We start from the raw sequence: 12,839 nt of genomic DNA on the forward strand, positions 1-12,839 counted from the left end.
AGAGCAGACCATTAAGGCGAGTCGCTTTGCACTCATCTACTGCGATGTGGCCGTCATCGCCCACACCAACGAGTACGAGTACAACTCTTACTTCTCCAATAAAGAGAACGAGGCGATGATAGACCGCATCTTCGTTGTGAAGGTGCCCTACAATCTGCGCGTTAGCGATGAGGTGCGCATCTATGAAAAGCTTATCAGTCAGTCCGATATGAGCGACCGTAGCCCCGGTTCCGAGCTAAACCTCGCCCGAGTCCATATCGCTCCCTATACCCTGCGTGTTGCCGCCATGTTTGCCATCCTCACGCGGCTTAAACCCTCCAAACGGGCCGGCATCAGCCTGATGACCAAGATGAAACTCTACGATGGCGAGAAAGTCGGTGATTGGGACCAGCGCCACGTGAAAGAGCTGCGCGAAGAGTACCTTGATGAGGGCATGACCGGAGTATCGCCTCGCTTCATTATCAATCGCATCTCGGCGGCTCTCGTACGCGGCGGCAAGAACTATGTCACCCCCATTGACATGCTGCGTGCCCTGCGCGATGGCATTACCGAATATACCAACAACGAAGAAGAACGCAAAAAGCTACTTGGTTTCATTGATGAGGTGCGTAAAGAGTTCGATGAATATGCCAAAAAAGAGGTGCAGCGCGCCTTCGTCTACTCCTACGAGGAATCGGCCAAGACCCTTCTCGACAACTACATTGATAACGTCGAAGCCTACTGCAACCACGAGAAGGTAAAGCATCCGGTAACCGGAGAAGACATTGACCCGGACGAGGCGCTGATGCGCTCCATAGAGGAACAGATCAATATCTCTGAAAACCAGAAGCGGGAGTTCCGAGAGGGCATTATGCGCTCGGTCGGCTCGCTGGCGCGACGCGGGCTTACCTTCACCGTATCCTCCGACGAGCGCCTCCGCGAGGCTATTGAGAAGAAGCTGTTTGCAGACCTCAAGAATGTCGTAAAAATTACTACCGGTACAAAAACACCGGATGCCGAACAGCTTAAGAAGGTGAACGAGGTGGTGGAGCGCATGTGCCGTGAGCAAGGCTATACGCCCGAATCGGCCAACGACCTGCTCCGCTATGTTGGAACGCTGCTGAATCGCTGAAAAGGAGCCTACCATGCCGAACTTTTCTCTTAGTGACGATGCCTGGGATCTCCACCGACGCGCCGAGCGCGACCGGCAGCGCCATAACGAGAAAGTTAAAGAGGTGATCCGCAAAAACCTGGGCGGAATCATCAGTCAACAGGACATCATCACGGCAGACCAGGGTAAGATCATTAAAATCCCTATCCGGGGTCTGGAACTGCCTCGCCTGCGCTTTGACGACGGCGACCGCGAGCGCGTGGGGCAAGGCCCCGGCAACACCAAACCCGGAGACATTCTCGGAAGAGCACCCTCCTCCGATCAAGGTGTGGGTGGGGGTAAACAGGCAGGCCAAGAGCCTGGCGTGGATTTTTACGAAGCTGAACTCACCCTAGAAGAGCTAACCGACCTGGTGTTTGAAGACCTTCACCTCCCTAACCTCGAAGAGCGCGGCGTGAAACAGGTGCCTGCAGACGTTATTGACTTCAACACGGTGTCGCGGAAGGGGTTGCGGGGAAATCTCGATCGCAAGCGCACCCTCCTAGAAGCCTACAAACGCAACGCGAAGCTCGGCAAACCCGGTTGGAAGATTCGCGAAGAAGACCTGCGATTCAAAAACTGGGAGATCACCACCCAGCCTCAGCGCAACGCCGTGATCTTCGCCATGCGCGACGTCTCCGGCTCCATGGGGGAGTTCGAGGCCTATATCTGCCGCTCGTTCTACTTCTGGATGTTGCGATTCCTGCGACGCAAATACGCCAGTGCCGAAATCGTCTTCATTACCTGCCACACGGAAGCCAAAGAGGTGGATGAACACGCCTTCTTTACCCTGGGCGATTCGGGCGGTACCCGCATGAGCGAGGCCTATAAACTGGCACAACAGATTATCGATCAGCGCTACAACCCGCGCGAATGGAACATCTACCCCTTCCTGTTTACCGATGGCTATAACTGGGGCGACCAAGAGTGCGTGGAAGAGATTCGCAAAATGGTGGCCATCTGCAACCTTGTGGGCTACGGCGAGATCGCCAGCGACGTTTGGAATCAGTCCACCTCCTTTGCTCCGCTGGGGCAAGCTATTCAAGAGGCCTTTGCCAATGAACCGCGCGTGTGTACGGTAAAGATAAACTCTAAAGAGGACGTTTGGCCGGCGCTGAAAAAGTTTTTCCGGAAATATCCGGAGGTGCAATCGGCCGCATAGCGATGCTGATGGCGGCAAGGAACACTTTAGAGGGAAAGAGGAGCAAGCTTATCTCCTCTTCCCTCTATTTTCTAGAGGGCTACGCAAGGAATGGCTCCTATTCGCATTGTGCTATCTAACCTAGGACACCACTTCGGAACACGCCTTGTATTCGACAAGGTTCACCTAGAGCTGATAAGTGGGCAGGTGGGGGCCATCTGCGGCCCCAACGGCGCCGGCAAAAGCACGCTCCTACGCATCGTCGCCGGCCTTCTTACGCCAACCCAAGGGGAGGCTCGCTTTGAGATCGCCGGGCAGCCCTTAGATGCTTTAGAGCGCCGAACCTTTATCGGCTATGTTGCTCCCGATCTTCGGCTCTATCATGAACTAACCGGAGTGGAGAACCTGCGTTTTTTTGCCGAGCTGCGCGGCATGAAACTCTCGCTGGAACAGCTTAAGCTGCTGCTTAGCAGGGTAGGGCTGCTAGGACGTGGCAGCGATTTGGTGGCCAACTACTCATCGGGCATGCGGCAGCGGCTGAAGTACGCCTTGGCCCTCAGCACCAATCCACCTGTCCTTCTCTTAGATGAGCCAACCGCCAACCTCGATAGCGACGGGGTTAGCATGGTAAAGCAGATAATTACCGAACAATGCCAACGTCCACAAGGCGGCCTTGTGCTCATTGCCACCAACGAGCCGGCAGAAGAGCGTTGGGCACATACGCTCACCCGTATCGGCCGCTTTTCAACCACTATTCAAACCATGCCCGAATAGGCTAGGTTTGATTCCTGTTTTTCAAGGCCTATACTGGAGCGCCCTCTCCCGCAAGGCCGACGGTGCTGCGCACTGCACCTTTCCCTCAGGGCCGGTTTCACGCACAGAGAGATAGGCACGGACGATTGAAAGGGGAGGCACAAGGCCACCCCCCACAGCCTCTCTATTCCGATCCCAGTTAAAACCCCCTCTAACTGACGGCATGTTAGTTGGCACTTCGTGCACAGCTAATCATCGTCGTCATCTCGCCGGAAGGCTATGGCAAGCGAATGACGAACCGGAGGCAGAGGCGCCTTTGCTCCCTTTACCGAGCGCCAGATAATGGAGTTTAGCTCATTTGGCGGGGCGCAATCGGCATGGCTAAAGTCCATTCGCTCGCTTGCTCGTGCCCCATAGGCCGTGCGCCGGTTGATCTGCGCGATGATGGTCTTAGCCGGTAGAATGGCCGTGTAAGGGGCGCTGTTGTTCGGTTGCGCCGTAAAATCGCGAATGACGGGTGCCATGGCATCGTAAAGACACATCGGCTTTAGCCCCAAAAGCTCCTCAATGGTGTGCAGAATGCTGTCGGTGTTGTAGAAGTGGTGGTCTACACTGTGGGCTTGGATGTAAGGGCTGATCACATAGGCCGTCGAGCGGTGACAGTCTACATGATCGTAGCCATTCTGCGCATCGTCCTCCACAATGAAGATGGCCGTGCTCTTCCAATAGGGGCTATGGCTTACGGCCTCCACGATCTGCCCTACAGCGTAGTCGTTATCTGCCACCATGGCGGCAGGCGTGGCGACTCCGGGGCGCGTGCCCGCCGTATGGTCACGCATAATGCGTACCATCTCTAAGGCCGGCAGATCGCCGTTTTTCACATACCGATCAAACTCACGCTTCCACTCCGCAATGCGGTCCGGTGCTTTGTTGGCTCCAAAGGCAAGCAGTTGGGTGGGAGCTGGGCAGTTATAGATGCGATAGGCGTCGCTATCGGCGTAGTTGGTGTCAAAACGCATGAAGTTGACATCTGTGTGGTTTACCAACGCCGGCTCGACCGGTTGATTGATGCTTAAGATCGGCTTGCCGTCCGGAGTATGGCTGTTATCGAAACTCACGAAAAAGCCGTAGTTGCGATAGGTGATGTGCGCTCGTTGGGCGGCATCCCATAAGTAGCCGTTCGGCGGAGCCGCCACATCCGGCAACCCCATACGACTTACCGGCACGCCGTTCACCTCTCCCTCAAAATCGTAGTCCCGTCCACGCCCGCTGTAGTTATAGGGCACATTGCGCTCCACATACTCGTTGGCCATACCTGCCGTAGACCAGTTCCACCCATCTGGAGAGACCTCACCGGCGCAATAGAAGTTATCGAGCAGCACAAACCGCTCCGCCAAAGCGTGCTGATTGGGCGTTACCGCCCGCCCGAAAATGCAGAGTTTAGGGTCACCGTTGCCCTCCGGCAGATCGCCCAACACCTGATCGTAGGTTCTGTTTTCCTTGATAATGTAGATCACATGCTTTATGCCCGTATGCGGCAACGGCTGCTGGTTGCGCTCGCTATCGAGCACTTCAACCTGGCGCGTAAAGGCTGCCAGTTGCCGCTCGTCGGGAACAGGCATTACCTGTACGGTTCCCTCAAGAATGTTCTCGATGTAGTGTCCCCATTCTCCGTTCGGGCCTTCAGGCTCGCCGTTGGGCACAGGCACGCCACTTCCTTTTGCATTGGCAACAAACAGCCGGTCATTCGCCACACAAACGGCTGTAGGGTACCAGCCGGCCGGAACCATGCCGGCCATTGCCATATGGTCGCGTTGCAGATGAATTACAGCCACCGCATCGAGGTCACCCAAGCTCACGTAGAGGCGTGTGCCTTGCGGATCGAGCGCAAGGCCGGTAGGCGTTATTCCGGGCAGCCCGTTCTTACCACGCAACGACAGCGTCTGCAGTACGCGGTCGGTGCCGGTATCCACCAGTGAGATCGAATCGGAAGAGGCGTTGGCCACAAAAAGGCGATCTTGTGAGGGGTTGAGAAGAAGCGCTATGGGATGGTCACCGGTGGCGATCTCGCGCTGCACCTTCGGATGTTCGGGGTCGGAGACATCTATGTCGGAGACGACCCCAGCCATCTCACTAGAGACATAGAGGCGCTTGTCGGCATTAGGCCCTGCAGTTATTGCCACGATGGCATAGGGAAAACCGGCCGTAGTCACCTCTCCTAAACGTTTTCCGGTCTGCGTATCCAGAACGCTCACGGAGCCTTTAAAGTCCGTATAGAGGCTACTCTCGTTGTGGGCCACATAGAGTTTCAAGCCGTCGCTGCTAAGCGCCATACCCGCCTCAAAATTCGGTCGAGCGTTGCCCGCCTCCTTTGGTAAACTGGAGGGGTCTTCCAAAATTCTCCCCGTATCGTGCACTACCCCATAAGCATCCACCGAAAGCACTGCAATACGATCGAGTGCGCCACAAGAGGCATAGAGCAGACGCGAGCCGTCTTGCTGTAGGGTAGGTGCCCAAGCCAAACCGTAGTAAAGTCCGTTGGTTCGGCCGTTGAAGGCCAACTGCGAGACTCGTTGCCCGCTCTGCGCATCTACAATGGATAGATACTGCCGAAAACCGGTATCGGTAACGGCCAACCATCTCCCATCCGGGCTTAAGGCCATATTGGCGGGAAAACTGCCCACATCGTCCTGTTGCCCCACCGGAGCGATGGTCCGACCGGTAGGTAGCCGGTGGGTTTCTGCAGCCCGTCGGCCTCGTGCAATCCCCAGAGCCACATAGCCGATGACGGAAAGACCAAAACAGAGGGAGAGAACCCATAGAGTAGGCCTTGTTTTTGAGATCATTGCAACATCTCCGTTCTTTGGGATCGAGCACGCACAGACCCTCTGCTATACCAGAAAGCCATGCGCTTTTGGACTAGGTGTTTGCTGCTCACCTCTTCACATGGAAGAGAGGGAGCTAGGTAGCCGGTGATGAAGGTCTCGCGCTCCTGTGGTGTTTAAGACGATGCAGCGGCGGAGCGGGAGACCTTTAGGTAGAGAGTGGGATAGACCGTGTTGATCCAGTCCCGCAAGCTTAAACCGTGCGCGGTGCGCCGATAAAGCGAGAAGAAATCGTTCATCCGCCCGGCGGCCGTGAAGGCAAAATGACCATAGCGCCAGGTAAGCTGACGATGAAGCGCCTCTTGAAGCGGAACCCCTTGATAGATGTTGAGATAGAGCGCTCCCACAAGTCCCGAGCGATCGGCCCCTCCCTGACAGTGGAAGAGAATGGGATAGGGCTGATGATCGAACACGGCCAGCAACTGTCGCAGCGATTGGGGCGGTGGCAGATGGTGGGCGCTCATCGGGATATCCACATGAACCACCCCAAGCCGTTTGCAGTCGGCGATCTCTTGCCGATAGTAGTCGTTGGCCATGCTTCCCCCACGAAGGTTAATAACCGTGCGGATATGGTAACGACGCAAAACGTCGTTCAGATCATCCCCTATCCAGCGGGCGGTGTCGGCAGTGTAGTTGTTGCCGGTAAGCTGTGCGCTGCGATAAACACGTCCCGGCACTACCACACGTACATTCCCACCGAACACACCTATCCACCAGAGGAGGGCCACGAGAAGCAGGAAAACAAGGATAAATCCTAGGAGGAGACGCGTTCGGCGTTTCGGTCGGGCGCGTTGCGTTGCAGAAGCCACAGGCACAAACTTTGTTGTTGAGGCACTCATGACATTTCTAGTATACCCACCGCCCATACTCTATCGTTCCCTTTAACGAAAATTTAACATTGCCTACACCCCTTGGTTCCTGTCGGCTGGACGGTTTACGTTTCAAAGGGAATGCTGTCAAAATAGCCCTTGACAAACTAAATATAGTATGTTATTCTATGGAGTGTCCCTGCATATAGGTAGCGACGGCGCCAGCTACCAATCGCCGGCAAAGACAAAGCAAAGATGAAATGTCCGTTCTGCGGTGCCCTCAACCAAGACCGCGTGCTCGAAACACGGGCGATCAACGAGGGGGCCACAATTAAACGACGTCGAGAGTGCGAGGCCTGTGGAAGGCGATTCACAACCCTCGAAGAGATCGAAGAGATGCAACTTTTTGTTATCAAAAACGATAAACGGCGGGAACCGTTTGACCGCCGTAAGATCGTGCGAGGCATGCAGCTTGCCTGTACCGGCCGCAAAATCAGCACCGAAACTCTCGAAGAAGCCGCCGAAGATATCGAACGCAAGCTCTACAATCGCCTCGAAAAAGAGGTCTCCTCACGCGAAATCGGGGAGATGGTGATGGAGAAATTGAAAGCGCTCGACCAGGTAGCCTATGTGCGCTTCGCTTCGGTCTATCGGCAGTTCGAGGATGCCACCCAGTTCCGAGAGATCGTGAACATGCTTCGACGTCAGGGAAACCGCAAATCCGGCTGAATCTTCCGCATGGGTGCCTCTTTGCCCCAAAGACCCCTGCATATCGCTGTATAAGGAGCAGAAAATTGAATAATCAAGAACCTATGCCTCATCAAACAAGTATCGACTCGGTACTGCCAGCAGAAGAGGAAAGTATCCGCCCCGAACCCATCGAGGCAACGCCTCTTGTAACGGAAAGCCCTGCAAACCACACCAACGATAAGGAGCAAGCCGTGGTGAAAGAGAGAACCGCTCCCGTCAACGGGAACAAACCCGCTGCAAAACGCGGCCCAAACGCGCCAGGACTAACCATCGAACGCCGTTTTACCCGCCCCGGCGAGGATGTGTATGCCACCTGCGACTGGGAACTGCGCGATGCTACGATCACCAATGAACGTGGCGAAAAGGTGTTCGAGCAGAAAGATGTGGAGGTGCCCGCCTTTTGGTCCCAATTGGCAACCAATGTGGTGGTCTCAAAGTACTTCCGAGGGCATGTGGGTACTCCCCAACGAGAACGCTCCGTGCGACAACTCATCCGACGTGTGGCGGATACCATCGCCGATTGGGGTCGCAAAATGGAGTACTTCGCTACCGAAGAGGATGCCCAAGCCTTCCAAGACGAGCTAACCCATATCCTCCTCTATCAAAAAGCCTCCTTTAACTCCCCTGTGTGGTTTAATGTGGGCCTGCCCGACCAACCAAAGCCACAGTGTTCCGCCTGTTTTATCAACAGCGTGGAAGACACGATGGAATCTATTCTCACGCTTGCGAAAACAGAGGGCATGCTTTTCAAATATGGCAGCGGCACCGGCACAAACTTTTCGACAATCCGATCTTCCCGTGAACCTCTGCATGGCGGCGGCACGGCCTCCGGCCCCGTCTCCTTCATGCGAGGGTTCGACCAGTTTGCCGGAGCCATTAAAAGCGGCGGCAAAACCCGCCGGGCTGCCAAGATGGTCATTCTCGATATTGACCACCCCGACATCGTGGAGTTTATCCAGTGCAAAGAAAAAGAGGAGAAAAAGGCTTGGGCACTTATCGAGGCCGGCTACAGTGGCATGTTCAACGTGCCCGGCGGAGCCTACGATAGTGTAAACTTCCAAAATGCGAACCACTCCGTTCGCGTAACCGATGAGTTTATGCAAGCCGTCGAAGAGGACAAAGAGTGGCATACCCGCTTCGTCCTCGATAAAACAAAAATCGCCGATACCTATCGCGCCCGCGATCTTATGCACATGATCGCCCAGAGCGCGTGGGTGTGCGGCGACCCCGGAATCCAGTACGATACCACCATCAACCGTTGGCATACCTGCAAAAACACCGACCGCATCTATGCCAGCAACCCTTGCAGCGAGTACATGTTCCTCAACGATAGCGCCTGTAACCTCGCCTCACTGAACCTGATGAAGTTCCGAACCCCAAGTGGCGATTTCGACATCGAGGCCTTTCGGCATGCCTGCCGCATCCTTATTACCGCCCAAGAGATTATCGTAGACAATGCCTCTTACCCCACCCAGCGTATCGCCGAAAACAGCCACGACTATCGCCCACTAGGGCTTGGTTACGCCAACCTAGGAGCCTTGCTTATGGCGCGAGGGCTGCCTTACGATAGCGATGAGGGACGCGCCTATGCAGCTGCCATTACCGCCATCATGACCGGCGAAGCCTACCGACAATCCGCCATCATCGCCCGTGACCACGGTTGGCCCTTCCCCGGCTTCGAGCGAAACCGAGACACCTTCCTTGAAGTGATGCGGATGCACCGTGATTCCGTCGAAAATATTGACGCCCGTTATGTGCCCTCCCAAATGCTCGAAGCCGCACGGGAATGTTGGGATGAGGGCATTCGTCTGGGAAGCCAGTATGGCTATCGTAACGCCCAAGCCACCGTGCTGGCGCCAACTGGTACCATCGGCTTTATGATGGACTGTGATACCACCGGCATTGAACCCGATATCGCCATTGTGAAGTATAAAAACCTCGTTGGCGGTGGCGTTATGAAGATCGTCAATACCACGGTGCCGGAGGCGCTCCGCAAACTCGGCTATAGCCAAGAGCAGATCGAAGATATCCTGGCCTATATTGACCGCCAAGATACCATCGAGGGCGCCCCCCATCTAAAACCGGAGCACCTGCCCGTTTTCGATTGCGCCTTTAAACCGGCGAATGGCTCGCGCTCCATCCACTACATGGGGCACATTCGCATGATGGCCGCCGTTCAGCCCTTCATCTCCGGCGCCATCTCCAAAACGGTCAATATGCCCAACGAAGCGACGCCAGAGGATATTATGGGCGTCTATATGGAGGGCTGGAAACTCGGTTTGAAGGCCATCGCTATTTATCGTGATGGCTCGAAACGTACCCAGCCGCTGACCACCAAAAAGGTGGAAGAGAAACCTGCCGAGGCATCTGTTACCCAACCTGCCGAACCGGTTGCTCCCAAAGAGAAGGTGATAGTGCGCCCCCTGCGACGCAAGCTGCCCGATGAACGGCAAGCTATCACCCATAAGTTCAGCATCGCAGGCCATGAAGGCTATCTCACTGTGGGACTTTATCCCGACGGGCAACCCGGCGAAATCTTCCTTACCATGAGCAAAGAGGGTTCTACCATCTCCGGGCTTATGGACTCCTTCGCCACGGCGGTCTCTCTTGCCCTGCAATATGGCGTGCCGCTGCAAACCCTGGTGGATAAGTTCGCCCATACACGCTACGAACCGGCAGGCTACACCAATAACCCCGATATTCCCATCGCAAAATCCATATCGGACTACATCTTCCGCTATCTGGGAATGAAGTTTCTCAATCGCGTGCCACAACCGGAGAAGCCGGCCCTATCCGGTAATGGGGTCGAAGAGACGCCTACGTTAGAGCGGCCTACATCCTCTCCACTCTCTATGGAAGCTCTGCTCGCAAACGAAAAAGAGACGTTCCAAAACCAATCCGACGCTCCGATCTGCGTGGATTGTGGAAGCCTGATGGTGCGCAACGGAGCCTGCTTCAAGTGCCTCAACTGTGGCTCTGTCTACGGTTGCTCCTAGCTGAAAAAACCAGCGCCCTAGGTATGTACCTAGGGCGCACCTGCAAAGGAGAGAGCGACATGCTGCGAATCGTGGAAATCTGTCCCTCCACAAGAGGACGTGGAGGCTACGTCGTTCTACAAAATTGTGGTCTCGTCTCGGTCAATCTTAAGGGATGGGCGATCTGCTCGGAAGCTTACCTACAGAACGACCACGAACGGCTAGCCCAAGAAATCTATATCTTCAAAGCCGATGAGGCCATTCAGCCCTATACGCGCGTTGTCCTCCTGCACGGCAAAGGGGAAGATGGCTGGACCGATACCATTGACGGCCGCAAAGCCTACTGTGCCTACTGGAACAGCCCAACCCCCATCTGGAAACCGGGAGCGAGAATTCATCTTCTACACATCCAAGGCTCGCAGAGGGTGCCATCGAACGAAGTTGTCACCGTCTCACGCTAGGCACGGCGAAGAAACATAGAGCCTCTCTATAAGCAAGCGGAGAGGGTTCTCCTAATCGGCCTTTAACGGCGAGCACAAACAAAAATACGAGGCCACATCCCTTCATCGAGGCGGTTGATCGCCACACCGTGCCCACTCACGGAAGAGTGGATGAAGTAACCGTTGCCTATGTAGATGCCGGTATGTCGAACGTAGGGCGGTGTTGAGGAAGGCTCAAAATAGAGGCGGTCGCCCGGTTGCAACTGATCAACAGGCACGGGAGTACCGATGGCCATCTGCTCTGCTGCCGTGCGCGGCAGATGGTAGCCTAACTTGCCGAACACCTTCTGTACAAAACCGGAACAGTCCAGCCCTTCACGGCTTTCCCCACCCCAAACGTAGGGAACCCCTAGGTAGCTATAGGCTATGGCGAGCAACTCCTGCGCATTGCCTTGGAAGAAAGGCGTGTTCGTGTGGGGATAGATGTCGGGATAGCTGCCCAGTAAGGCGTTTGAGCGAGGTTGTACCGGTGCATCCGAGGTCACCTGATAGTCGGGGATAATCTTCACCCTGTCGGCCGGTATCCAGCCGGTGGAGTAGTCGCTCATAAGGATACCGAGCCATCCACCACGGCTATCCACAATAGCCACATCGGTGCCAGGAACCACGCGCGATAGTTGTGCCGAGTGGGAGGTATAAAGGCGGTAAATACCGCTTGGCTGTACGATGACCCCTAGGCCGCCCACCACGTAACGCCCATGCAACCAGCCTCGTGAGGGGAGCAAGCGGCCCGATGGGGTGCTGGTTTGCGTTTTATGTGCAGCCGCTCGCCGCTCTGCTTGTTGACGTGCCAGGGCGGCACGTTCTGCTTCGGCTTTGGCTTGCAGAGCCGCCTTCGATGGCGGCAACTGCAGAGTAAGGGTCGCATCGCCGAGGGCGGCAGGGCAAGCCCCTACAATCCAGAACGAGATGAAGGTCGGTAAGAGCAACGGAAGCGTTCCCCTTACCGACCCTTTCCATCGTTGTGATATGCAGTATCTCTGCATTTTCATCAAGCCCCAACGTTTAGCGCTTGCTGAACTGGAACCCACGTCGTGCGCGCTTGCGCCCATACTTCTTGCGCTCTTTCACACGAGGATCACGGGTAAGCAGACCGCTTCGTCTTAAAATAGGTCGCAACTCCGGGTCTACCTCTAAAAGCGCCTTAGCGATTCCGTGGCGAATGGCCCCTGCCTGGCCGGATATGCCTCCCCCGTGGCATCGCGCAATTACGTCGAACTGCCCCACTCGGTTCGTCAACACAAAAGGTTGTTGAACCACATGCAGAAGTAGCTGCCGACCGAGATATTTTTCACCGGGACGCTCATTGATGATGAGGTTCCCCGAACCGGGTTTAAGCCACACCCGCGCAACGGCATTCTTCCGCTTGCCTGTACCGTAGTAGCGTACTGCTTCTATTACCATGGGCTACTCTCCTCCTTTTTGGGCATCGCTTTGGTAGACTATAGGCTTTTGTGCGGCGTGAGGATGCTCCGGCCCACGATAGACCTTTAGCTTCTTTATGATGGCATCGCCTAAGCGATTATGCGGAAGCATACCTCGCACGACCCGCCGAATAGCCTCTTCAGGATGCCGTTCCAACTCATAGCGCCTTTCGATCTCTTTCAAAGCGCCAGGCCAGCCGGAATGGTGCCGAACGACTTCGTGTGATTTTCTGCCCGTCAATACCACTTTTTCGGCATTGATGACGATCACATGGTCGCCCGTATCCACATTCGGAGTGAAGATCGGCTTATGTTTCCCTCGCAAGAGGCGTGCGACCTCTGCGGCCAGGCGTCCAAGAGGGCGACCTGTGGCATCTACCACATACCAGACGCGCTGTGCCTCCACATCTTCTTTGCGTGCAAAATAGGTTCCATGCTTCCTCATATTCTATTCTCCGTACTCTTCACAAGAA

General features: G+C 55.4%; 10 protein-coding genes and 1 pseudogene. 6 read left to right on the forward strand and 5 right to left on the reverse strand.

The genetic code is table 11. The features are described from left to right. From VKV29_RS14795 to VKV29_RS14805, 3 genes and pseudogenes are all read left to right on the forward strand, one after another. Window positions 1–1,111 (forward strand): annotated as a pseudogene (locus VKV29_RS14795) (protein prkA); the annotation flags it as partial. A gap of 13 nt (window positions 1,112–1,124) precedes the next feature. After that, on the forward strand, window positions 1,125–2,291 hold the full coding sequence (locus VKV29_RS14800; RefSeq protein WP_324202093.1) for a YeaH/YhbH family protein: 1,167 nt from the start codon (window positions 1,125–1,127) through the stop codon (window positions 2,289–2,291). Window positions 2,292–2,381: 90 nt separating this feature from the next. Then, on the forward strand, window positions 2,382–3,044 hold the full coding sequence (locus VKV29_RS14805) for an ABC transporter ATP-binding protein (RefSeq protein ID WP_324202094.1): 663 nt from the start codon (window positions 2,382–2,384) through the stop codon (window positions 3,042–3,044). 227 nt (window positions 3,045–3,271) lie between these two features. Here VKV29_RS14805 and VKV29_RS14810 read toward each other — a convergent pair whose 3' ends face one another. Beyond that, a complete protein-coding gene (locus VKV29_RS14810) occupies window positions 3,272–5,869 on the reverse strand; it encodes a bifunctional YncE family protein/alkaline phosphatase family protein (RefSeq protein ID WP_324202095.1) in 2,598 nt (865 codons plus the stop codon). A 155-nt stretch (window positions 5,870–6,024) separates the two neighbouring features. Further along, window positions 6,025–6,747: a tyrosine-protein phosphatase gene (locus VKV29_RS14815; RefSeq protein ID WP_324202096.1), complete on the reverse strand. Its 723-nt coding sequence runs from the start codon at window positions 6,745–6,747 to the stop codon at window positions 6,025–6,027. 225 nt (window positions 6,748–6,972) lie between these two features. Here VKV29_RS14815 and nrdR point away from each other — a divergent pair, with 225 nt between their 5' ends. From nrdR to VKV29_RS14830, 3 genes are all read left to right on the forward strand, one after another. Next, window positions 6,973–7,446: a transcriptional regulator NrdR gene (nrdR, locus tag VKV29_RS14820; protein ID WP_016484188.1), complete on the forward strand. Its 474-nt coding sequence runs from the start codon at window positions 6,973–6,975 to the stop codon at window positions 7,444–7,446. An 83-nt stretch (window positions 7,447–7,529) separates the two neighbouring features. Next, window positions 7,530–10,463, forward strand: coding sequence for a vitamin B12-dependent ribonucleotide reductase (locus tag VKV29_RS14825; RefSeq protein ID WP_343217385.1), 2,934 nt, complete (start codon window positions 7,530–7,532; stop codon window positions 10,461–10,463). 59 nt (window positions 10,464–10,522) lie between these two features. Beyond that, window positions 10,523–10,903, forward strand: a complete 381-nt coding sequence (locus VKV29_RS14830; RefSeq protein WP_324202098.1) for a hypothetical protein — start codon at window positions 10,523–10,525, stop codon at window positions 10,901–10,903. 62 nt (window positions 10,904–10,965) lie between these two features. On the opposite strand, the gene VKV29_RS14835 is transcribed toward VKV29_RS14830, so the two are convergent. The 3 genes from VKV29_RS14835 to rplM form a co-directional block, all read right to left on the reverse strand. Beyond that, window positions 10,966–11,871, reverse strand: a complete 906-nt coding sequence (locus VKV29_RS14835) for a C40 family peptidase (protein WP_324202099.1) — start codon at window positions 11,869–11,871, stop codon at window positions 10,966–10,968. Between the two features lie 76 nt (window positions 11,872–11,947). Continuing rightward, a complete protein-coding gene (rpsI, locus tag VKV29_RS14840) occupies window positions 11,948–12,340 on the reverse strand; it encodes a 30S ribosomal protein S9 (RefSeq protein WP_324202101.1) in 393 nt (130 codons plus the stop codon). 9 nt (window positions 12,341–12,349) lie between these two features. Continuing rightward, a complete protein-coding gene (gene rplM / locus VKV29_RS14845; RefSeq protein ID WP_324202100.1) occupies window positions 12,350–12,811 on the reverse strand; it encodes a 50S ribosomal protein L13 in 462 nt (153 codons plus the stop codon). Window positions 12,812–12,839: the final 28 nt, after the last annotated feature.

Origin of the sequence: Chthonomonas sp. (assembly GCF_035294165.1) — a bacterium.
Lineage (GTDB): Bacteria > Armatimonadota > Chthonomonadetes > Chthonomonadales > Chthonomonadaceae > Chthonomonas.

What these genes read in the sequence shown, in the direction of transcription:
- VKV29_RS14815 (WP_324202096.1), bottom strand. Translation starts at nt 6,747, where the DNA reads ATGAGTGCCTCAACAACAAAGTTTGTGCCTGTGGCTTCTGCAACGCAA.
- VKV29_RS14830 (WP_324202098.1), top strand. Translation starts at nt 10,523, where the DNA reads ATGCTGCGAATCGTGGAAATCTGTCCCTCCACAAGAGGACGTGGAGGC.
- rplM (WP_324202100.1), bottom strand. Translation starts at nt 12,811, where the DNA reads ATGAGGAAGCATGGAACCTATTTTGCACGCAAAGAAGATGTGGAGGCA.
- VKV29_RS14825 (WP_343217385.1), top strand. Translation starts at nt 7,530, where the DNA reads ATGCCTCATCAAACAAGTATCGACTCGGTACTGCCAGCAGAAGAGGAA.
- VKV29_RS14810 (WP_324202095.1), bottom strand. Translation starts at nt 5,869, where the DNA reads ATGATCTCAAAAACAAGGCCTACTCTATGGGTTCTCTCCCTCTGTTTT.
- VKV29_RS14800 (WP_324202093.1), top strand. Translation starts at nt 1,125, where the DNA reads ATGCCGAACTTTTCTCTTAGTGACGATGCCTGGGATCTCCACCGACGC.
- nrdR (WP_016484188.1), top strand. Translation starts at nt 6,973, where the DNA reads ATGAAATGTCCGTTCTGCGGTGCCCTCAACCAAGACCGCGTGCTCGAA.
- VKV29_RS14805 (WP_324202094.1), top strand. Translation starts at nt 2,382, where the DNA reads ATGGCTCCTATTCGCATTGTGCTATCTAACCTAGGACACCACTTCGGA.